Below are 22,722 nucleotides of genomic sequence, written 5' to 3'. Positions count from 1 at the left end.
CACAGGGCAAATTTCTCTCCTGCACTGACGCTTAAGATTATGCTTATAAAGAAAGTTCCATGCATTCGTTGATCCGTTGGAGTCTATGTCTTCTGACAACCAAGATGATGGCAAGCTGAGCATCACTCGTCGGGCATTACGCCGGTTACGGCGCACCAGCCTGATCAGTCTGGCCGTTCTGGCATGTGGGATGACCTTATCCGCCCTGCTGGTGACCTTGTGGCTTGCCGCTCAGGGGATTCAGTTACATGCTCTTTCCGGCATCAGCCTGACGGAGCAGACGATCCAAATACAACGGCTGACACTGGGTATCAAAGGCACGACTGTTGATCTTCAGGAAGCCCAACTTGCCCGCCAGAAAAATGGCTGGCAAATTGACGCCGAAAAGGTGACATTGTCACTAAGCGTCCCCATCAAGGCACAAATGGCAGAGCTTCAGCTGTCTACAGAACCTGTCATCCTGCAGCAGGCGCAGCTCACGACACAAGGGCCTTAGCCGAAGGTCGCTTTGCCCTGACCGCCGCTCAGGCGACAACACACCTTTCGGAAAGTGGTGAGTCTCTGGCGCCTGAACAGAATATTCGTGACATCACTCTAAAGGTGACAATGTCACCTTCTTTCTCACTTCAAGGCACGGTTGGTCATGGCCGGATTGTACTCCCTGCTCATATAATGCCTTCTGCTGAATCCTATCCAATCCATATTCAACAACTGGCTTTTTCTTACCAGAATGAAACACCCAAGCGACCACTGCACATCACGCTGAAGCAGGTATCGTCAGAGGCGTCAGCAACATTATCTCAACCGACAGACGCCATCGAAAATCTCAGCATCAAACTGGATTTGAGCCAGCCTGGCGATAGCCTCACCCTGATGGCCCATCAACTACACTGGAACCCGGCCCCGCTGATTGGTACATCAAGCGAGCCCGACACATCAAACTGGCCGCGTTTGGGACAGCTCAGCGCATCTCTTTTTCAACTCCCCGTACAGGCAATACACGTGACAGATCTCGTGCTGACAGGCTGGCTTTCTCATGCATCACTCCATTTCAGCAAAGCCCCTGAGCAGACTCAGTTCGAACTGAAAGGAAACCTGTCCCTTGTCTCAGAAGACCCGCTGTCATTTGACGCTCGCCTGAAAACATCGGACGCACAATCAGCTTCCTTTCACCTGATGGCCGCCGACCAACATCAATTACCGCTACTGACTTGTACCGCTGACTGGCAATTCACATCTGAGGTTCCGGAGGAGATCACCTGCAATAGTGACAACGTCACTAAACTTTCCACTCGATTGGGTCTCAAGCCGAAAGCCTGGCCGAGACTCGCATCTCAAGTGGTCCGTATCCGGGCGACACGGCTCGGTACAGACTCGCAAAACCAGCCGTCTGCCTCCAATCCTTTACAACACTGGCAATACCGGATTCAGACACAATTCCCGAAGCACGCCCAAGTTTCAATAACGCTGCCAGACTGGCTGAAATCTGAATCGGACACAGCAGCGCTGGACCTGACACAAGACGGCCACTGGCTGTGGGACTTCTCCCTGAGTCCGCATCGAGCGCAATTCTCTTTACAGCGGCCTGAAGCTGTCCAAGTCAGCCTGACCGCACCACAGACCCGGGGGCAAGTCACGCTGCAACAACTTCAGTGCCAGTTTCCGCTTCATCCGGAAACAGCAGAATCTGAGACTCCCACAGGGTGTCAGGCTGCCGCAGCAATGACATTCAATGCAGAAACACTGGCGACAACAACGCTGCAGGCCAGGCAGATTGATCTGTCGCAGCAGTTCAGCATCCGGCTTGATCCGGCGCAGCTTCAGGTCCGTCTGTCAGAAACGCGACTCAGCGCCGCAGTCCTGCAATTCCCCGACATGGGTGGCCAGACACAACAGGCACTGCGGCAGATTGAGCTGAAAGCACCGCAATTCAGCCTGGAATCCGAACGGAACGCTTCAAAGCCTTTCACGCAATGGCACATCTCGAGCCATCAAACGCCTGCGGTGCTGTTTGAGGCAGATTACAGTGGTATACGCCCGGTCACCGAACAAAATTCACCTCAGCGTCATCCGCAACCCGTTCAGAAGATCAGTGCGGAAACCTCCCTTCGGCTGAATACCGTCACGGGAGATTTTTCTGAAGGCGATTGGCACCTGACAAGCGACTATCAACACAGCCTGCACCTGACCCTGAATGAGCAGCGATTCCCTGCCCTCCATCAGCAGGGCCACATCAATGCCCGCCCTCATCTGATTGGATTGACAGGCTTGGTTCGCACCGCGCAAAGTCCTCCCTGGCTTGAATATGCTGTCAGCACCCAACCGTCCACGGCGTCCACCCGGATTCAGATTCAGCCCCGGCGTCTGGACTTTTCTGGTGATCACAGCCTGAAGAAAATGTATCTGGCACAACTGCCATTCAATATTGACCTCAATAACGGCAGTCTGACCCTTGCCGCTGATTTAAAGTACGACAAAGCGCATTGGTCTGGCGCCTTCGATGTATTTACGGAACATCTGAACGGCAATATCCGCGATATTCACTTTGCCGACGTCAATCTCGCTTTCTCTGGTCAGCTTCAGCAGAACACCCTCCGCAGCAGAACACCCATGAGCATCCATGCCGGTTGGCTGTTCTTCGGCACCCTCTTTCAGGACATCACATTGTCCGGAGAGTTTGACACACAAACCCCGCGCTATGTTTTACACCGTGCGAGTGCGAAAGCGCTGGGCGGTTATCTCAGTACCCGGGAAGTGGTGACCCCCTCTTTGCGAAATATTGACAGGATTCCTTTGCGTATCCAGAGTCTCAATCTTAAGAAACTGATAGATTTATCGAAGCCAAAAGATATCGAATTAACCGGACTGATGGACGGCGTTCTCCCCATCAGCATTCAGGATGGATTTCCAGTGATCAAAAAAGGCGCTTTATTTTCAAGAAGTCCCGGTGGCGTATTGCGATATAAAGAAGGTTCTTCGATTGATGAAAACATCGAATCCGGATCGCAAAATAGTCTTAAAGTGCTCGCGCGGATTCTCAAAAATTATCAATACGACTCACTTGCCGTTGATATAGACTATTCAAAGGATGGTCAATTAAATGCAAGTTCGAGGTTTAAAGGCCGAAACCCTGATTTTCAAAATGGTCGGCCGGTTCACATAAACCTGAACCTAGAAGATGACATCCCGGCTCTGATCAAAACGCTGAACACGATCAATGCGTCTCAGTTTGAGCGCATGTTCCTGAAGCAGCTTGGTCTGGAAAAGTAGATTTTGCGCTGAAATTTGATGCAAATGACTTGAAAAGGTCGAAGCCCATGGATATTCAGTTAAAGTATTACTGCATGACAGGCTGTTTCGCAGCAATACTATTCATCACCGTTTCCGGGTTGACTGGCTGTACACCCACAGTTCAGGTTGCGGCGTCGGATAAACCGATTGAAGTCAATCTGAACGTTAAAATTGAACACGAGATTCGAATTAAAGTTGATAAGGAAATTGATGATCTTTTTAGTGATGACGATGTCTTCTGACCCGGCGGGGAGCCAGTCATGAAACGTTTGCTGACCTACATTGCCATCTTTTTATTCTGTGCAAATGTGCTTGCCATTGATCTTCAGCAAGCCAAAGCGCAGGGGCTCGTTGGCGAGGCCAATAATGGCTATCTCGCGCCAGTCACCTTGTCACCCTCTACCGATGTTCGCCAGTTGATTCAGCAGGTCAACAACGACCGTAAAGAAAGCTATCAGCGTATTGCGGTGTCAAACGGCCTGACCCTTGCGGAAGTGGCTCGCCTGGCGTATCAAAAAGCGGTTGAAAAAACAGAGTCGGGGCATTTCTACCAGAACCCCAGCGGGCTCTGGGTGAAAAAATAACGCACCATCATCCGGCAAACCCGATCCTGCTCAACTTCTGGTATCAGCCCGCTAATTTTTCAGTCAGTGATTTGGACTGAAACAGGTATACTGCTGCCATCATTTTCTGCCTGTTTTCAAAGAATGTCGTTCCAACCTGCTGCCATCAAACATCAGTTGATTCGTTATCCACTATTCTGGCTCTGTGCTGCGGCTTGCCTGTTGCCTGTGGTGAATTCCCCCGTGGCTTTAATTCTGGGCTTTTCACTGGCGACACTCGGGCTGGTGCCAACCGACTTTCCGGTGGCGGCCCTGACGAAAAAACTGCTTTCAACAGCCATTGTCGGGTTAGGATTCGGTATCCAGCTCGATGTCGCCATCGAGGCCAGCCAGTCCGGACTCGGGCTGATTATCGCATCCATTGTCGTCACCTTACTGATGGGCACCTTGCTGACCCGATTGTTCAGTCTGGATCCGAAAACAGGACACCTGATTGCGTCAGGCACAGCCATCTGTGGGGGGAGCGCCATTGCAGCGGTATCCCCGGCCATTCAGGCGAACAGCCATCAAACATCACTGGCTTTAGCGACCGTGTTCATTCTCAATGCGATCGCCCTGTTTCTATTTCCGACCATCGGTCATTTGCTGGACTTATCGCAGCATGAATTCGGTCTGTGGGCGGCGATCGCCATTCATGACACCTCTTCCGTTGTCGGGGCTGCCGGCGCTTATGGTGATGAGGCACTGAAAACAGCAACAACGCTCAAACTGGCACGTGCATTATGGATTATTCCGCTGGCTTTTCTCAGTGCGTTGATCTTCAGTGGAAAAGAGAAAAAAATCACAATCCCGCTATTTATCGTGTTTTACTGTGTCGCGATATTAACCGCCCACTGGCTGCCACAGTTCAATTTGATTTATCAGGAAATCTTTGCATTTTCCAAGCGTGTGCTGGTTGTCTGCCTGTTTTTGATCGGGGCGGGGATTACGGTTCAGAAACTCCGCGCTGCGGGCGCAAAGCCGCTCATTTTAGGGGGGATTCTATGGGCAGTGATCAGTGCCGGATCGCTGCTGGCGATCCTCAGCGGGACGGGTGTTCAGTAATGCGACTGATCTGAAGAGGAAGTCTGCTCCGTCTCGGTTTGTGCGTTTTTGCCCCATGCTTTTCGGGCGATCAATGTAAACAACAGTGAGAATGCCAGCAAGCTCAACCCTGCACTGACAACGCCAGTCGTCAGCAGCGAACTGAGTGTCAATGCCATCACGATTCCCACCCACACAACTTTGTTTTCCATTTCATTTACTTCTCAGTTTTTCTGACACAGTCGTTATTATTGTGATGACGCGGCCAAGTTAAAAATACCCTTTCTCACTAAGAAAGCAGGATTCGTTATAACCAGAAGTAGTTAGTTTTCATTTTTTATGTCTGATGAAAAACAGTCAGTATCCGAAGACAAAACTGTCCGCCAGATTCTCGTCTAGGATTGAATCAATGCAGGATTCAACGGGGAGTGTTCAGCATGCACAACTTCAGGAATATGCTTTATATCAGCGACGGAATTCAGGATGAAACACAAGGACTGCAACAGGCGCTCAGTCTCGCAGACGCTTATCAGAGTCCATTGACCGTTCTGATTGTTTACCCTGCGCTGCCCGAAACGCTTGGGGGGTATCAATCCAGTTGGGAACAGGCGTTAGTTCATAAAATCAATGAAGCGATGACCGAGGCTAAAGCTCTGTTACCCGCCAATACAAACCTTGTGGTTCCGAGCATTCGAACCGCAAGCAGCCCTATGCCATCAACGCTGGTCATACAGCACGTGATTCGTGAAAGCTATGATCTGGTGATCAAGCATGCAGAACTGGCCCAGCCCGGCAGTGGGCTGAAAGCTCTCGATATGGAGCTGCTGCGCCAGTGTCCGTGCCCGGTCTGGTTGTGCCGACCGATGACTCATGCTCAGAATAAGGTGCATGTTGCTGTCGCCATCGATGCTGAAAACGACACCCAATCCGAGACAGATCTGGATATTGAATTACTTCAGACCGCACGCCAGTTATCCAACGCGTGTGATCAAAAGCTGATTGTGATTTCCAGTTGGGATTTCCCTTATGATGAAATCGCCAGCAACCCGTTCATCCATGTCCCTGATGCTGAGCTCGAGGCATCGATTCAAGCAACTGAAGCCCGCCATATCGAGCGGTTCCAGGCACTCGTGGCACAGTCGGGGATTCAGGGTGAGATCAAAGCGTGTCATCCGAAAGGACTGCCAGAGCAATGCATTCCGGCAACGATCGCTCAGGAAGGGGTTGAATTGCTGGTGATGGGCACCGTCGCCCGAACGGGCATCCCCGGTTTTATTATGGGAAACACAGCAGAGGATATTGTTCAGAACACGCAGTGTTCTATTCTGGCCCTCAAACCAAAAGGGTTCGTCAGTGACATCAAACCCTATTGAAGCATGAACCGTGATACCAACCTGAAGAAACGGGCTGTGAAAACAGCCCGTTTTGTCACTTTGACTATTTTTCAGAGTTATTGCGCGTTCATTGCATCCAGCTTCGCGCCAACCGGACCCGAGAAGTTATAGCCGTCATGTTTATCCCAGTTGATGGACCAGGTCATCACACCGCCATAATTCGGATAGTTGAATGCCGGGACGACACTGCCACAGTGAGTTCCCTGAGTCAGACAGTCCAGCGCATCCAGAATATTCTGAGTCGGTGCCTGACCAGAGTTTGCAGAACTCGGGCCCGAAGGTAACCCAATGGCAACCTGATCATCACGCAGTGGTGCAAACTGTTGACCGTTGGCCAACGTAAAGCCTTCAATCAGCATCTTCGATTGAGCCACCATCATGTCGACCGATCCTTCCGGCGCTGCTCCCGTTGTGTACGGGTTTGGCAAACCGCCATTGTTGTACAACTGAACATGCAGCAAATCCAGTGTATCGCGCAGTTGGTCGATCAGTGGAACGTATGCACCCCAGATACCGGAATAAGCCACCATACCGCCCTGAACATAAGGATGTTCCGGTGCCATGGTCAGGTACATATCGCCGCCCATATTGGCTTCAATCTGTTTCAGCGCGCGCGGTAAACGTGCCTGAATCTGGGATCCGTGAACCAGATTCGAGCCACTTTCGAGATCGATATCCAATCCGTCAAACCCCCATTCCTGCACGATGCTGGTCAGACTGCTGACGAAGTTTGCTTCATCTGTATCTGTATTGAGTGTGATGGTTCCTTCAGCACCGCCCAGCGACAGCACAAACTTCTTGCCCTGTGCCTGAAGTGCGGCCATGTCCTGCTTGAACTTTTGCGGGTCCAATGCCGGACAAGAACTGTGAATGTCGCCACTGTAGAGATTGAAATGCACGGTACCATTACTGCTGCGGTCATTTTCAGCAAAAGCAATGTCGATGACATCCCAGGCATCAGACATCTCACTGAGGTTTATCGGACAACCTGCGCCATTCACGAAGTTATGCCAGTAACCGATCAGTTGGTGGCGCTTTACAGATTGTGCCAGCACTTTGACCGTGGCAGCAGAAGAATTCGCACTGAGTCCGGTGGCATCCGTCACTTGTGCAGACACGGTATAATTGCCGACCGCGCCCGGTGTCCAGTCCACACTGTAAGGTGCTGTGGTGTCTGTCGCCATGACCGCCCCATTGACCAGGAACGCCACCTGGCTGACCGTGCTATTCAGCGATGCCGCATCTGCCGAAACAGAAACAGATTTCCCTAAACCGACTGTGGTCCCTGATGTTGGTGACGTCAGCGTCACGACCAGCGGCTGATCACTGACACTCACCAGCACACCGGCCTGCCCTGTGTTACCTTCATTATCTGTCGCAACCGCAGTCAGACTGACATCACCCACACCCGCTGCAGTCCAGCTTGCAGTGTATGGTGCAGCCGTGTCTGTCCCCAGACTCTGGCCCGCCGCAAAGAACTCAACTTGTGTCACGCTGCCATCCGCATCAGTTGCATCAACGGCCAAAGTGACGGTGTCACCGGACAGTACGACAGCATGGTCTGCCGGAGCAGTAAAGTTCACGGTTGGCACAACGGCGCACACGCCCTGATCCGTCCATGCATCCGTCCAGTACAATCCGGTTCCCGGCTCATACGCCCAGGCTGAATCTGACGAACACCAGCCCGCGACATCACACCGATATTTCTGATTTGCGTTCTGAACCTGATCACCCACCTGATATACCGTACCTGCCTGATACACAGGGACGCCAGCGCAACCACCGCCTGCACCGCTCCCGGCAACAGCCAGCGTCAGAGCAGAACTCCAGGTCACTGCCCCCGCATCGTCGATCGCTTTGGATTGAAAGGTATGCGTTCCTGCGGTGGCTGACCACGCCGTATCGAAAGGCGCAGCGTTTGCTGTACCAACCAGCAGATCATCCACGTAGAATTCGACTGAAGTCACCGTACCATCCTGATCCGAGGCATCGGCCATCAGCGTGACAGCGTCACCTTCAGAAAGTTGTGTGCTGGCCGTCGGGTAAGTCAGACTCACGGATGGTGGTTGATTATTGCCGTCAGCGGTCACCGTAATCGAGACCGATTGTGACTGACTAGCCCCCTGATTATCGGTTGCTATCGCAGTCACCGTATGCGCCCCAGCAAGGGTCGTCCAGCTGATTTCATAGGGTGCAGTTTCATCAACACCGACAACACCACCATCGATCTGGAAAGTCACATCCACAATTTGGCCGTCACTGTCGGAAGCATTCGCCGCCAGAGTAATGACTTCATTGGTCCCAAACTGTGACTGATTTAAAGGAGACGTCAGCGACACAGACGGGGGCTGATTTCCACCATGCGAATCGCACGCACCCAGTGAGGACCATTCTTCATAGGGATCAGAATACTGGACCGGGTTTTTCCCCTGATTCCACCAGTTCGATTGATAAGCAATATTGAGATGTTGGATCTGAGTGCCACCTGGATAAGCCGACTCAGTGTTCCAGTTAGGTAGTGTTGTACAATCAACCGCAAATGCAGTCACCGGGCTTCCGAGCCCGAGGACAACCGCGGTATGGATCAGGGTTTTACGCATAGAATTACGTCCTTTTCTCTCAAACGGATTGTTTTCAAAAATGATTCGCAAAAGAGATATTTGCTTTATTCAATTCGCAAATTATCCGTAGACATAATGGACGACTTTATAAATGATGATAATTAAGATGATGAATAAATTGTGTATACCTCAGCGGGCTCTCAATTTGAGGTAATCATGCGCAAAAAATGACAAACAATCAGAAGTAAGATCACTTTTTAATGAAGGGCGTTCTATGCGGGGATTGTACGGGAATGGCCAGTGCAGCCATTCCCATTTTGTCGCTTGAAATAATCAGCCGGTAATCGTGCTGATTAAAAATAAGTTATATGCAGAGATCGCCAGCAGGAGTAATCCACCTTCAAACCGATTGATTCGACCCGGACCTCTGAATCCAAGACACATCACGACGAGTGCGACCGTCAGACCCATCATTACCAGCCAGTCACGGTAAATCACTTCCATCCCGATACTGCTCATCGGTGAAATTGTGCCGGCAATACCAATCACGGCCAGAATATTGAACATATTCGAGCCCACCACGTTACCAATAGCAATATCGTGTTCACCTTTACGTGCCGCCGCAACAGATGCAGCCAGTTCAGGCAATGATGTTCCAAGAGCGACAATGGTCAGACCGATAATCAGGTCGCTGACGCCCAGTGATTGCGCAATGGTAACAGCACCCCAAACCAGAATACGGGAACTGACGACCAGCAGCACCAAGCCAACAATCAACCACATCAATGCGTTTTTCAGCGGCATGTCGTTCGCTTGCAATTCAGACTCTGTTTCAGCTTCCAGGGCATCTCCTTTCCCTTTCAGGCCTGAGTAAATCGACCATCCAATCAACCCGAAAAAGCCTGCCAGCAAGACCAGCGCTTCGATGCGGGTTAATTGCCCATCCCACAATAACAGCCCGGCAAACAGGCTGATGAGGATCAGCAAAGGCAATTCCTTCCGGATGATTTTGGACTGCACTGCAATTGGGGCGATGACCGCCGTGATGCCTAGGATCAGGCCAATATTAACGATGTTTGAACCCAGTGCATTTCCCAACGCCAATTCCGGATTGCCATCCAGAGACGCCATGGCCGAAACGACCATTTCTGGTGCTGAAGTACCAAACCCGACAACCACCATACCGATCAATAAGGGAGGCATCCCAAAATGACCCGCACTGGCTGCTGCGCCGTCGACAAACCGATCCGCACTCCAGACTAAGAGTGCAAACCCAAACAAGATGGCAAGTGATGCAATGAGCATAAGTGTTAGTTCCCAATATTTAACGAAAAAACGTTCTAAAACGGTGTTGTTCAAAAGTGCAGAACGTATGTTAAACAGGGTTCAGAAAAGATCCGGCGCCAAGGATATAGATATTCTTGCATTCATGGTAGCAAAAAAATTCTCTCGTCATGATAAAGAGATCAATACTGGCATGACCTTCACTATAACGAATTCAATCCCCGCGCCAGCCCTTGTAAACCCGCGCAGGAATTCATTCAATCAGAGCATTACAGGTACATAAACAATCGCAACATGGATGAAAATTCATCCTTCTGCCACTGATGATACCCAGCCTCAGTTCTGAGTCCGAACTGTGGACTCAGCGCCCAATGCCAGCTGGCTTTGGCTTCAGTCCGCCAGCGCATTTGATCCCATTGATATAACCCTGCCCGGACAAAGCCAGTTTATGTACATCACTTGCCTGCCAGACCACGCCGGATTCAAGCCCCATCCCCAGATTCAGATTTTCTCCCTGAGCGTCAAAATAATTCAGCTCAGTCGACACCAGGGAATAAGCATGGAGACGGTTGGCATCACCCCAGGATTTACCATAACCGCCCTGCACAAAATACCGACCGTTCAGTTCAGTCCGACCCGGCAGCCTGTCATAACCCGCACGGATATTCCAGGAAAGCGAATCAAAGACACGGTAATCTGGCGCCAGTGACATCGCATCAATGAAATAAAATTGATTCAGATCGACATCTCCCGATTGGTCAATGCCCAACTGCAGATCAAAAAAGCTGATCTGAGCACCCGGAATATAGCCGCCGGCATTGTCGAGTAAATCATGATACGCAATGCGATAGTCAAGCAAGGCCTGATCTTCATCATGATTGCTGTAGCGATATCCCAGACCAAAACGAGACGAGCCATGCCCTTCTTCCGGTGATTTCGACGGTCTCACCGGCTCAGAAAAAGGCGAAGACGTTTTTAACTGACTTCTCGCCAGCAACAGTTGTTGCAGCTTCGGCGCATATTCTTCACGGGGTAAGGCTTGATCGTAGAACTCAAAGTTCATCCATTCATAAGCCATTTCGAGTGTAGCGGCGCGTTCGGCCAGTGTTCCCGTCTCCGGATACTGGCCCGCCATTGCATCACGAGCAGCCTTCAATTGCTGATCATCTAGCTGAGCAGCGTAATGCATCAACCGTGTTCCGAAAGATGCGCGATACTCCGGGGTTTTGATTAACCCTTGTTCTTTCAGAACTTTAACCGTTTCAGAGGGAATCGCCTGCAGATCAAACCCAGAGGTTAAATCCAGCCCTTCCCGACCCGCTTCGAGCAAAGCCAGCAGCTGATAGGAACAGTTTTCATCAATGAAATAGTAATCGAATTCGACCCCATTCATTTCCCACAGATGCCGCAGAACCTGCTGAACTTCATCTTCTTTCAGATCAATCGCATATTCCCAGATATCTCTGGATTCCAGATCGTTATACTCGCGAACTTTCCGATAGTACGGCATCACGGTAAACGTTCCCGGATACTGTCCAAACATGCCTTTCGCAGCATACAAAAAGGCGTTGTCATCCGCCTCTGGTGTCGCGGCAAAATTGATCGCAAAAGCCACCAGCTCGCGATGGCGCGTCTGATCTTTGGCATCGACACGCAGCAATGTATGGCCGAACATCGATGAAGGACTGTTCATAAAGGCAGTCGGAAAAACCAGCGTTAACCCTTTTGGATTGAGTGCCTGTTTCCAAACCGTTTGCTGTGGACAAACCGGCTGAGGCCAGTTTGCTTGTAATTTGTCATTGAGCCAGTGAAAACGGGCCGGATAGCGACAGCTCAGACTGTCATCAGCCGGCTGACCATTCAAAGTTTCAGCTTCTTGTTCAAAGCCTGCCACGGTTGCTGTGAGTTCAGCAAACGGATCATTTTTTCCCTGCTCACTGATAAAGAATGCTTCAGAGTCGACCAGACTCTGATATGAGCCTGTCATGCCTTGCTGGTAATGGCCCAGAGTGTGCCAGTAATCAGATTCGGACAGGTGCTGAATGTCTTGCTGCGAATAAGCGAATGCAGCGTGACTGAAGACAGTGAGAGGAAACAGCGTATACCAGAACTTCATGGAAGATAACGGGACTTCAATTCAATATTTGGAGGCATGTTTACCATGCCCTCTAAACAGATACAGCGCCATCAGGCGCTGTATCCAGGCAAATCACTGTGTTCAAATTACAGTGAGTATGCTGCCAGCTTGTTTTGCTCAGCAACCATAGTGTTCAGGTTCGCCAGAACGTTTGAAGAAGTCACGTTCTCAGAAGCGAAGATTGACGCATAGTTGTCACGAGCCAGTGTGTTGAACTCAGCTTTCGCTTCGTCGCTCATGCCCCAAACGTCAGTCAGAGTTGCCAGCGTTTCACCTTCGCCGCGTGCCATGTCGCGAGCCAGGTTGTCCATGTTGCCGTCGATGAACATGGCCAGTTTCTCTTTAGAAGAGATTTCGCTGTCGCCATCACAACCCAGCGTACCGAAGGTAATACCAAAAGTTTGGTTACCAGAGGTGCCGTTTGTTGTCGCGCCCAGAACTTTAAATACTTTACCTTCCTGGCCCGCAAAAACCATAGAACCCAGACCACAACCGATGTCTTCATCAGCCATCGCTTGGGAGAATGGCATCATACCTGCGAATACTGCTGCTGCGATTACTTTCTTCATTGTTATTCCTTACTCGTTTTTATTTGAATACATAATAGTCTCATCAACTCTATGCGTCGGAAATCATAACAATCTGAAGTCTAATTTCAATCATTCATTTGTAATGAATAACTTAAAAAAGCAGTTCTTCGCTCAATCCCTGATTTTTCTTCATTCAGGCGGAAAAAATTGAATTCCTTTTCACCATATTCAGACTCATGGCATATATCCTGCTTATTTATCGCCGCCATTTGGCTCTTTTGTGAGCGGCGTTGAAATACTTTTAACCTTGTCAATTAAGTCAATTGGCAGCGGAAATACAATCGTGCTGGTTCTGTCATTGGCGATTTCAGTGAGGGTTTGTAAATAACGAAGCTGGACTGCATTCGGGGCTTTGTTCAACACTTCTGCTGCTTCCATCAGCTTTTTCGAGGCTTCCAGCTCACCTGTCGCATGAATCACTTTTGCCCGTCTGGCACGCTCTGCCTCTGCCTGACGGGCCAGCGCACGCACCATACTATCGTCCAGATCCACATGCTTGATCTCGACATTGGCTATTTTTATGCCCCAGTTATCCGTATGCATGTCGAGAATCGACTGCAAGTCTTGATTTAATTCCTCCCGTGCAGAGAGTAACTCATCCAGCTCATGCTGCCCGAGCACTGAGCGCAACGTGGTTTGGGATAGCTGACTGGTTGCTTCAAGATAATTTTCGACATTATTAATCGCCATTTTGGGATCAAGGACCCGAAAATAAACCACAGCATTTACTTTGACAGAAACATTATCCCGGGTGATTAAGTCCTGGGTCGGGACATCCAGAACAATAGTTCGTAAATCAACCCGAACCATTTGCTGAACAATCGGAATAATAATGATCAGGCCCGGTCCTTTGACCTCATAAAAACGCCCCAATAAAAATACCACAGCACGTTCATATTCACGCAACACTCGGAACATGCTGATGATCAGTGCGATCACCAGCACAATAATGGTGGCCAGGGAGTAAGTCAGCATAGGTTATTCCTTCTCTTTGGCTTCAACATATAAACAGAGTCCATCGACCCGCTTGATCACCACCGTCTGACCAATTCCCAACGGTGCATCGCATCTGGCCTGCCAGATTTCCCCTTCGACCAGCACCCGCCCCTCACCGGGAAAGCCACTCACCACGCGTCCTTCATCGTGGGCAAGCATCTCGACGCCTGTCGTCACGGGTTTTCGCCGGGATTTCAACAGCAGACTCAGAATGACAAAAGTGAACAGCGCCGAGGTCACGGTCAGTCCAATAATCAGTGGCAGCGCAATCTGATAACCGGGGACTTCCGTATCCATCAGCATGACAGAACCGATCACGAAAGCCACAATGCCGCCGAAACCCAGGATGCCGAAGCTCGGGCTGAAAGCTTCTGCGACCATCAGGATGATCCCCAAAATAATCAGGCCCAGTCCGGCATAACTGACAGGCAGCAATTGCAGGGAATACATGGCCAGCAACAGACAAATACCGCCCAGCACACCCGGCAGACCGACGCCCGGATTATAAAATTCCAGCAATAGCCCATAGATCCCAATCAGCATCAGAATATAGGCAACGTTGGGGTTAGTGATCACTGCCAATAGCTTGAAACGCCAGTCCTGTTCGCGTTCAACGTAGGCGACATTTTGCAGCGTCAAGGTCTGCTCAAGACCATTGATCAGCACAGTCCTGCCATCGGCTTGCCGGATAAGATCATCAATGTCCGTTGCAAGAAAATCGATCACGTTTTCTGTGCTGGCTTCTTCGGCATCCAGGCTGGCCGCTTCCCGCACGGCACGTTCGGCCCAGACTTCGTTCCGTCCATGCAGCTTTGCCAAACTGACGATATATGCTGCTGCATCGTTAATCACTTTCTTTTCCATCGCTGTTTCTGCTTTCACGGCATCCTGAGCACCTGTATCACGATCTTCATCTTGTGCAGCAGATTCGTCTTTACCCGGTTGTTCCTTTTCCTGCTCAAATGGATTATCCGGCTTGCCACCACCGGAGCCCGTCAACGAGACAGGGGTTGCAGCGCCCAGATTCGTACCGGGTGCCATGGCGGCAATATGGCTGGCATATAGAATATAAGTGCCTGCACTGGCAGCCCGGGATCCCGCAGGACCAACCCAGGTTGCGATGGGAATAGAAGAGGTTGTGATTGCCCGGATGATTTCCCGCATGGAGGTATCCAGCCCTCCCGGTGTGTCCATTTTCAGAACAACCAGTTTTGCCTGTGCTTCCTGAGCACCTTCAATTTCACGGGAAACAAAATCGCTGACCGCAGGACCGATCCCACCCTGAACAGCCACGACCCAGACATCATCAGCATAGGTCTTCAGCGGTACGAGTGACGTCAGCAAAAGGATCAAAAAGGAAAACAGCTTCATTACGCTTGCTCCCCAGAGGCAGAGTTGCCAAAGCCGACAGGAAAATCATCAGCTTCGACTGATTAGAGTTTGTTCTCCTTAAGCATAGCGCACAAAAAATTACTGCTGTATGTGAAGGAGGAACGGCGCAATCATTTGCCCCGTTTCACTCATTCAGGAAGCCCGGCGAGACAATAGCCGTCCCAGTGCAGATGGATGATGCGACCAGCAGGTGTCGAACATATCCATTAAAGCCGGATTCCCGTAGCGGGACAGACAGACGGCATGGAAGCGGTTTTTCTGAGCTTTGAGGGTGGCAATTTTCGCTTGCATCTCTGGGGTCTGTGACGGCGCAATAAAATCGGACAGCACGATCAGATCGGCATTTTTGTATTGTTCACTCCCCATCAGTTCAATAGATTGATCGAGCACCGGTGCTAGATCCGTACCGCCATGGAAAGAGTAAGACAAAAAGTTCAGCACTTCGCTCAAGCCATCCTGTTTGGTCAGCTCGTAGGTGATATGCTGGGTTGAAAACAGCATGACATAACAATCTCTTTCGTCAGCCAGTGCAATCTGCATCAAGCCGTAGGCCAATGCCTTGGCACATTGTTCGGGGTAGCCTGACATTGAACCGGATGCATCAATACAGACAATGAAAGGCCCTTTATCCTGCTCAACCTGCTTACTCTGCGTCTTATAGGCTTTGACCTTCCGGAGCTTACGGCTGGCGCCTTGCATCCGATAATTCATCAATCGCTTGTCAACCAGATGCTTATAAAACACGACTTCGAGTTCCGGGTAGGCCAGAAACATCGCTTCATTCGGAAGCAAACGAGCCAGGTCATCACTTGGGTGGACACCGACGATGTCATCGGTGACACTGTCACTCTTCTCTTCGACCATCTTCAGTTCTTCACTTTCAACCCGGGCCTGATTCGGGTCATCCACTTCATTCGCCATTCGGCCCAAGCGATCCGCGATTTGCTGCAAATCGCTGTTCTTCTGAAGAAACTTTGCGATTGATTTCATCCGCTCAACGTCAGTGCGGGTGAGTTTCGCTTTCGCCATGTCCCAGAGCCTGCCAGCGCGCTTTTCATCCCCGGCCTCATCCACCTTTTCCATGTGCTGCATGGTTTCGATGCGCTGATACAAATCTTTCAGCAATTCTTCTTTATGGTGCTCCAGCTCAGATTTCTGTGCATCTTTCAACGCCCCCTCCAGATGCTCATACCATTGATGACAGAAATAACTGTGAAACATCGGGTTGTGTTTTTTTTGGTCATGATCCAACAGTTTGCGCGCTTTAAAATAAAATCCAGATGTAGATTCAAGCTCTCTGACAACCTGTTCTGCGTTCTCCATAAATTCGTCGGAGGACCATTGGCGAACGGTCTGATACAGCGTCAACTCCTGATTGAATCTGTCGGCAACATCCACTTTAGCAATTCGATGCTGCACGTATCCCCGCCATTTTTGCACCTGATGCTTCATGGAAGATTTGATCCCGGGGCTGGATTCCGCAGCCATCATCAGCTGCGGACGCGTCATGAGTTCATTCACCGCATTCTCAATGATCCCAGATTCTGTGAGCATCAGCGCGAGGTTAATTCCTTCCGTCACTGGCATCGACCTGCCCCCTTACGCAAAGTATTCTGTCAGCCGGGTTAAACGCATGGCACTTTTATCCAGATGCCGTTGAATCGACTGAATTTCTTCACTGGCCGTCGCCAGACTTTGTTCAATCAGAACTGGAAACTCTGGATCGACAAAGTTGTGCGGCAATGCGCCATGAAAGCGGCTTCGGGCGAGTTTCAGCAAATGAGCTGCTTCACTGATGGCATCTGTCGCTTGCTGTACTTTCTGCTGCCAGCCCGCGAGTTGATCCTGACTCACACCATAATCGCCTGCAATGCCGACCAGTACATTCCGGCTGGCAATATCTTTGATGACCAGTCGATCACTGGCATCGATTTCGAAATGTAACCGACACAGATGGGTATTCTTGTTTACAAATCCATAGATATCGCACTGCCCGGTTTTGATTTTTTTCTCAAACTCATCCCCGTCGACATAAACCCAGCGGCTGTCGCCTGTTTCCTGCTCGTTTACCGAAGGGTTGTGTTGCAACATGACCAGCTTGATCATCTTTGGATTGTTATTGACGGTGTAGCGCTTCGCGCCGGTGAAATCATATTTGTATCTTTCTTTCCCCATCAGGGTATCGTGACCAAAGACCATGCTCAGTTTGCTGGCCACTTCCTGGTGTACTTCTTCGATCTGATGTTGTGCTGTATCTGCCTGCTGGGTTGCCGCCTGCTGTCCAAACACGGTATTCGAGGCAAAATCGCGCAGAATCTCACGGATCTCCTGCCGCGATTCCGGACTGTGCCAGAGACATTCCTGTAACAAGAGCAAATCCAATGGGTTAATACTGTCCCGACCATTAAAAAATGCACTGGCTTTCAACAAGCGCAAAGACTTTTTCCAACGGCGGTCCGAGATATACAACTCGTTACTTTTCCCGGATTCAACCTTCTCTTCGATCATGGATTTCAACTGATAAATGGTTTCAAAGGTCGCCTCATCCAACACCACATGATCAATGAACGCCTGCCATTGCTGATACTCATCAGCTTTGATTTTCAGTGCTTCCGGAATTTGCGCCATCTCTGGCCCTTCGCCCATCAGCATCGCTTTAAAGTTCTGCTTTTCCTGAATACGGTTGACAAACACACGCACCAGCATCCGGTCATACAATGCTTCCAGGCCACTGTCTTCATCTGGTAATTCGTTCGATGCCGTAATCAGTAAGCGCATAGGCACATGGAGTGTTTCCTGACCGTTCTTGAAAGTTCGTTCATTCACAACAGTCAGCAATGTATTCAGAATCGCCGGACCTGCTTTCCAGATTTCATCAAGAAAAACAACTTCTGCTGTCGGCAGATAGCCATCAACCAGACGCACGTACTTCCCGTGATCTTTCAGTTCCTGAATCGATAAAGGCCCGAACACTTCTTCCGGGGTCGAAAAGCGTGTCATCAGATAATCAAAGAATCGGCTGCCATCAAAGGCTTCGATCAAACGTTTTGCAATCAAACTCTTGGCAATCCCTGGGGGACCAAGCAAAAACACACTCTCACCTGCCAGCGCAGACAGTAAACATAAGCGCAATGTGTGTTCCCGTTCATACACGCCATTCGAGAGTGCATGAATCAGTTTATTGACCCGCTCAGCAAGCAGCGCTTTATTGGGGGGCGTATTGGCTGCCATGGATAGCATCGTATTCTGTTCCTCAAGGCTGAAAACACTGCAGGAAATGAAGGTGCTCAATTGAGTTGCACCTGCTATAACCTCAGAATAGCCGGAAATAAATAATTGTTACAAGCTTGTTAAATCACATATTTTGTTACAAAACAGGTATATCAGACTATGAACTTGCTCAGTAGCCAGCAAACAATGATTTCATTTCTGGTATCAATCAAGTAAACAGACAGTGTTAAATGTAATCCATTTCAGTGTCAATTTAGTTGCGGGCTCCATCTCACGAAGTGCTGGATAAGAACTATCTCCCTCGGATTCACCGTGTTAACATTTCACTTAATTATGAAAAAAATCTCTCAACTGCCGACCGGATTGACAATATTTGTCTGTTTTGTGGTTCTGGCAACGACCTTTATTCCAATGAAGGGGAATCTGGAAACGATTACCTCCAGCCTGACACTAGCACTCATTTTTTTGCTGGTGCGTGAGGTTGCCGGTAAAGAAATGAAGTTTCTGCTGATCCTGGCCGCTTCAACCTACGGACTGGGTGTGATTGCCGATTTGCTGGATGAAATACCTGAACTGGCCTCTTACTGGCTGCTGGTTCGCGCTGACAACATATTTTCCAATATCGGGGTCTTCCTGCTCTGCTTCTGTTTCATCAAAATTTTAGATCAGCGCCACGAGCTGGTTGAGCGCTTGAAAGTGCAGATAACTAAATCGCGCGAGCTGGAACTGGAACTGAGCCGCCAAGCCCTTCAGGACGATCTCACCGGGCTACAGAATCGTCGTTCTTTGTTCAGACGTTTCGATAATATGGCGATCAACCTGAACCGTGGCATGATGGCTTATATTGATATTGATAATTTTAAACAGGTCAATGATCGCATGGGGCACCATCAGGGTGACCTGGTCCTGATTGAAATGGCAAATATTCTTTTTCGTCATTCGCCAACCGGCAGCCAGATTTACCGCATTGGTGGTGATGAATTCATCGTCCTGCTTCCTAGCGAAGATCAAACACTTTGTCAGGAGTGGCTTGATCAAATTTTTGAGAAAACGCGTGAACTCCGGGAAACCTTCCATCTGGGAATCAGTGTTGGCCTCGTCCCTTTCCATCCGGGAAATCTCAGCGATCCGGACATGCTGCTGGCAAAAGCCGATAACGCCATGTACGAAGAGAAAGAACAAAAATACCGGGTCTGAAGTCAACAGAGCCGATCCGGTCGTCGCACAAAAACCGTTCACATGAATGTCATAACTTCGTCATATCATGTCGCTTTACTTCTCACTTTTGATGGAGCGATGTTCATGCTGTACCGTCTGGCCACCTTAATGGCCATCATCACACTTATTCCCATTCAAGCGCATGCCAAAACGGTCACTGTCTCAGGTTCAACCTCAGTCAGCCATGTTCTGGAAGTCATGGCTGAGACTTATCAGCAAAACCATCCCAGCACTCTGGTTGCCGTTCAGGGCACCGGCTCATCCGCCGGGATTTTAGCGGTAAAACAAAATGCTTCTGAACTGGGCATGAGTTCCCGGTTTCTCAAAGAAGATGAAATCGGCTCAGACATTTCAACCACGATTATTGCGCACGATGGGATTGCACTGGTTGTGAACAAAAACAATCCGGTCCACTCACTCACCAGAGATCAAATCATCGCGATTTATCAGGGCAAGATCAGCAACTGGAAAGAAGTCGGTGGCGCTGATTTACCCATTGCCGTGGTCAGCCGTGAAAATGCATCAGGCTCCAGATTCTCTTTTGAAGAATTTATGGGTTTAACCCGCACCATTGGTGATAAAACAGTTTCCGACATCAATGCGAAGGTGCTGGTCGTCAATACCAATGGGATGGTAAAAAGCCTGGTTGCCCGAAACCAACATGCATTGGGATATCTGTCGCTGGGTTCGCTGGATGAATCAGTCAAAGCGTTAGCGTTTGAAGGTGTGCCGCCAACACTGGAAAATCTGGAATCTGGCGAATATCTGATCTCCCGCCCTTTCATGATGCTGTACAAAACCAAGAAACTGACAGATGAAGGTCGTGATTTTCTGAATTTTGTCATCTCACAGCAGGGACAGACTATAATCCATCAGCGCGGTTATATTCCTGTGGTTCATCAATAACCGTTATCCGGCATCTCATACACGGGTTCAATCATCTTGCCTGAGATACACTCAGGCAAGACATCCGGCGCTTCTCTATCCCGAATCACTGAGCAACTCACGACACCACAGGATATTTCATCCCCGCACCCCACTCCGTCCAGGAGCCATCATAAACTGTCAGCTTTTTCCGTCCGGCAACATCTGCCGCCAATGCCAAAATACAGGCCGTCACGCCAGAACCACAACTAAAGATTAACTGCTGTTCTTCATCTGAAATCGCATCAAAGCGCTGTTTCAGCAATTGTGGCGACAACAACTGATTATTTTTCACCAACTGGCCAAAGGGTAAACTTTTCGCATTCGGCATATGACCACTGCGAATCCCTTCTCGCGGCTCGGGTTGCTGGCCGTAAAAACGAGCAGCCGGGCGCGCATCTAAAACGACGATTTGTGGATCTTCCAAATGCCCCATCAGTGATGATGCATCCGTCACCCACTCCGATTGAAATGTTGCCTGGTACTGACCGGAATCTCTGGATTTTGGCTGGCCTGTATCCAGCGGACCTTCGCTCTGAATCCAGGCAGGTAACCCGCCATCGAGTACCGCCACAGCATCATGCCCCATGGCCTTAAACATCCACCACACTCGCGGCGCTGAAAACAATCCCTGAGAGTCATAAACGACAACATGATGATGATTACTGATCCCCAGCGCTGAAACCTGACGGGAAAACTGTGCCTCATCCGGCAGCATATGGGGTAAATGAGACTGCTTGTCACAGATCTCCTGATCAAAATCGAAGAACACTGCACCCGGAATGCGTTGTTCCTGCCACTCGGCTTTGGGGTCACGTCCGCTGCCCGGCATAAACCAGCTGGCATCAACCGTCACTACATGTTCCGTATTCAAATTTTCCAGCAGCCACTTGACGGTGACGACTGATGACAGAGCCTTGTCATTTGTCATAATTCCCTCACTTCACCAATTGCAATTTTCTGCGAGCCGATTCACGATCCACTTGCTGTAGGAATAGCAAAGATTCGCGAAAGACCGCACACTTTTTTTACGATAACAGTCAGACACATACTGAGGCTTGAATCGCCAGAACCATCAGGGTAATGTCGACAGGCTATTCACTGCAAGGATGCATTCATGGATTACTTTCCTGTTTTTACCCGATTGGCACATAAACCCGTTCTGGTGATCGGCGGCGGCGATGTTGCCTGCCGTAAAGTGGACTTACTGTTGCGCGCCGGCGCAGAAGTCACCCTGGTTTCGCCACGCATTCACCCTGCATTGCAAAAACTGGCGAGCCAGGAACAAATCAACTGGCGTGCTGAGTCCTATCAGCCATCGATTCTGAACGGATTTTACCAAGTCTGGACGACAACCGATGACCGTGAACTGAACACACGAATATTTCACGATGCACAGCAAAAAAAGCTATGGGTGAATGCCGTCGATGATCCGGCACACTGCGACTTTATCACGCCTTCAATCATTGATCGCTCTCCAATCCAGGTTGCGATTTCCAGTGGTGGCGCGTCTCCGGTATTAGTGCGCTACCTTCGGGAAAAACTCGAAACACAACTCGCCCAGAACCTCTCCCTGCTGGCAGACTACGCCGGAAAACAAAGAGAGCGACTGAAATCCTATTATCAAACGGTTGATGAACGACGACATTTCTGGGAACAATTCTTCCGCTTGCCTCAGGTCGAAAATGCCCAGTCAGAAGCCACGCTTGAAGCTGCTTTTACGCAGCTACTCGATCAGAAAGTGCAACATTTCGGCAGTATCTGCGTGATTGAAACCGGCGATGATGTGGAGATGCTGCCCTTAAAAGCGTTGCGCTTGATGCAACAGGCAGAAATGGTGCTGTATACAAACGAACACAGTCAGGCAGTATTCATTGATCTTTGCAGACGGGATGCCGACAGAGCCCATGTCACCACTGAACTGTTAGCAGAAAAGGCCGGACAGCTGTTAGACCAGTCTGTCCGAGTGTGTGTGCTGATTGAAAAAGGGATGGTCCCTGAGTCGCTGATTCAGCTTTGCAGGCAACATGAAGGCGAGCTGGTTCCAGCTTTCTAAAG

General features: G+C 49.8%; 20 protein-coding genes. 9 read left to right on the top strand and 11 right to left on the bottom strand.

Going from position 1 to position 22,722, the window contains the following annotated elements:
* Nucleotides 1-85: 85 nt before the first annotated feature.
* The 5 genes from KDD30_RS19865 to KDD30_RS19845 all read left to right on the top strand — a co-directional run bounded on the left by KDD30_RS19865 (nucleotide 86) and on the right by KDD30_RS19845 (nucleotide 4,958).
* On the top strand, nucleotides 86-496 hold the full coding sequence (locus tag KDD30_RS19865; protein WP_211651704.1) for a hypothetical protein: 411 nt from the start codon (nucleotides 86-88) through the stop codon (nucleotides 494-496).
* 110 nt (nucleotides 497-606) lie between these two features.
* Nucleotides 607-3,270, top strand: a complete 2,664-nt coding sequence (locus KDD30_RS19860; protein WP_211651703.1) for a YdbH domain-containing protein — start codon at nucleotides 607-609, stop codon at nucleotides 3,268-3,270.
* Between the two features lie 47 nt (nucleotides 3,271-3,317).
* Entirely contained in the window at nucleotides 3,318-3,533 is a 216-nt protein-coding gene (locus KDD30_RS19855) for a YnbE family lipoprotein (protein WP_211651702.1), read from the top strand.
* Between the two features lie 18 nt (nucleotides 3,534-3,551).
* Entirely contained in the window at nucleotides 3,552-3,875 is a 324-nt protein-coding gene (locus KDD30_RS19850) for a YdbL family protein (RefSeq protein WP_211651701.1), read from the top strand.
* Between the two features lie 123 nt (nucleotides 3,876-3,998).
* Nucleotides 3,999-4,958, top strand: a complete 960-nt coding sequence (locus tag KDD30_RS19845; protein ID WP_211651700.1) for a YeiH family protein — start codon at nucleotides 3,999-4,001, stop codon at nucleotides 4,956-4,958.
* Here the strand turns inward: KDD30_RS19845 and KDD30_RS19840 are convergent.
* Complete coding sequence (locus KDD30_RS19840; protein ID WP_211651699.1) at nucleotides 4,952-5,149, bottom strand: hypothetical protein; 198 nt, start codon at nucleotides 5,147-5,149, stop codon at nucleotides 4,952-4,954. The genes KDD30_RS19845 and KDD30_RS19840 overlap by 7 nt on opposite strands.
* A 225-nt stretch (nucleotides 5,150-5,374) precedes the next feature.
* On the opposite strand from KDD30_RS19840, the gene KDD30_RS19835 reads away from it, so the two are divergent.
* Nucleotides 5,375-6,310 (top strand): universal stress protein, encoded by a 936-nt coding sequence (locus KDD30_RS19835; RefSeq protein WP_211651698.1) that lies wholly within the window; start codon nucleotides 5,375-5,377, stop codon nucleotides 6,308-6,310.
* Between the two features lie 77 nt (nucleotides 6,311-6,387).
* Here KDD30_RS19835 and KDD30_RS19830 read toward each other — a convergent pair whose 3' ends face one another.
* The 9 genes from KDD30_RS19830 to KDD30_RS19790 all read right to left on the bottom strand — a co-directional run bounded on the left by KDD30_RS19830 (nucleotide 6,388) and on the right by KDD30_RS19790 (nucleotide 18,531).
* A complete protein-coding gene (locus KDD30_RS19830) occupies nucleotides 6,388-8,931 on the bottom strand; it encodes an Ig-like domain-containing protein (protein ID WP_211651697.1) in 2,544 nt (847 codons plus the stop codon).
* Between the two features lie 294 nt (nucleotides 8,932-9,225).
* On the bottom strand, nucleotides 9,226-10,197 hold the full coding sequence (locus KDD30_RS19825; protein WP_211651696.1) for a calcium/sodium antiporter: 972 nt from the start codon (nucleotides 10,195-10,197) through the stop codon (nucleotides 9,226-9,228).
* A 340-nt stretch (nucleotides 10,198-10,537) separates the two neighbouring features.
* Nucleotides 10,538-12,292 carry a DUF4105 domain-containing protein gene (locus KDD30_RS19820; protein WP_211651695.1) on the bottom strand — a complete coding sequence of 585 codons (1,755 nt, stop codon included), beginning with the start codon at nucleotides 12,290-12,292 and terminating at the stop codon, nucleotides 10,538-10,540.
* Between the two features lie 107 nt (nucleotides 12,293-12,399).
* Nucleotides 12,400-12,882 (bottom strand): DUF3015 family protein, encoded by a 483-nt coding sequence (locus KDD30_RS19815; RefSeq protein ID WP_211651694.1) that lies wholly within the window; start codon nucleotides 12,880-12,882, stop codon nucleotides 12,400-12,402.
* A gap of 86 nt (nucleotides 12,883-12,968) precedes the next feature.
* Nucleotides 12,969-13,112: a hypothetical protein gene (locus KDD30_RS19810; protein WP_211651693.1), complete on the bottom strand. Its 144-nt coding sequence runs from the start codon at nucleotides 13,110-13,112 to the stop codon at nucleotides 12,969-12,971.
* Complete coding sequence (locus tag KDD30_RS19805) at nucleotides 13,096-13,878, bottom strand: slipin family protein (RefSeq protein WP_211651692.1); 783 nt, start codon at nucleotides 13,876-13,878, stop codon at nucleotides 13,096-13,098. Before KDD30_RS19805 ends, KDD30_RS19810 begins: the two co-directional genes overlap by 17 nt.
* Nucleotides 13,879-13,881: 3 nt before the next feature.
* A complete protein-coding gene (locus tag KDD30_RS19800; protein WP_211651691.1) occupies nucleotides 13,882-15,270 on the bottom strand; it encodes a nodulation protein NfeD in 1,389 nt (462 codons plus the stop codon).
* 153 nt (nucleotides 15,271-15,423) lie between these two features.
* A complete protein-coding gene (gene viaA, locus KDD30_RS19795) occupies nucleotides 15,424-16,878 on the bottom strand; it encodes an ATPase RavA stimulator ViaA (RefSeq protein WP_211651690.1) in 1,455 nt (484 codons plus the stop codon).
* Nucleotides 16,879-16,890: 12 nt separating this feature from the next.
* Nucleotides 16,891-18,531, bottom strand: coding sequence for an ATPase RavA domain-containing protein (locus KDD30_RS19790; RefSeq protein WP_211651689.1), 1,641 nt, complete (start codon nucleotides 18,529-18,531; stop codon nucleotides 16,891-16,893).
* A 324-nt stretch (nucleotides 18,532-18,855) separates the two neighbouring features.
* On the opposite strand from KDD30_RS19790, the gene KDD30_RS19785 reads away from it, so the two are divergent.
* Nucleotides 18,856-19,719, top strand: coding sequence for a GGDEF domain-containing protein (locus KDD30_RS19785; protein WP_211651688.1), 864 nt, complete (start codon nucleotides 18,856-18,858; stop codon nucleotides 19,717-19,719).
* A 105-nt stretch (nucleotides 19,720-19,824) separates the two neighbouring features.
* Nucleotides 19,825-20,646, top strand: coding sequence for a phosphate ABC transporter substrate-binding protein (locus tag KDD30_RS19780; RefSeq protein WP_211651687.1), 822 nt, complete (start codon nucleotides 19,825-19,827; stop codon nucleotides 20,644-20,646).
* Nucleotides 20,647-20,743: 97 nt separating this feature from the next.
* On the opposite strand, the gene KDD30_RS19775 is transcribed toward KDD30_RS19780, so the two are convergent.
* Nucleotides 20,744-21,595 carry a sulfurtransferase gene (locus tag KDD30_RS19775; RefSeq protein ID WP_211651686.1) on the bottom strand — a complete coding sequence of 284 codons (852 nt, stop codon included), beginning with the start codon at nucleotides 21,593-21,595 and terminating at the stop codon, nucleotides 20,744-20,746.
* A gap of 186 nt (nucleotides 21,596-21,781) precedes the next feature.
* Here KDD30_RS19775 and KDD30_RS19770 point away from each other — a divergent pair, with 186 nt between their 5' ends.
* Nucleotides 21,782-22,720 (top strand): bifunctional precorrin-2 dehydrogenase/sirohydrochlorin ferrochelatase, encoded by a 939-nt coding sequence (locus tag KDD30_RS19770; protein ID WP_211651685.1) that lies wholly within the window; start codon nucleotides 21,782-21,784, stop codon nucleotides 22,718-22,720.
* Nucleotides 22,721-22,722 lie beyond the last annotated feature (2 nt).

This window comes from Photobacterium sp. GJ3, from assembly GCF_018199995.1.
GTDB lineage: Bacteria > Pseudomonadota > Gammaproteobacteria > Enterobacterales > Vibrionaceae > Photobacterium.
This window is presented reverse-complemented; position numbering and strand designations above follow the sequence as displayed.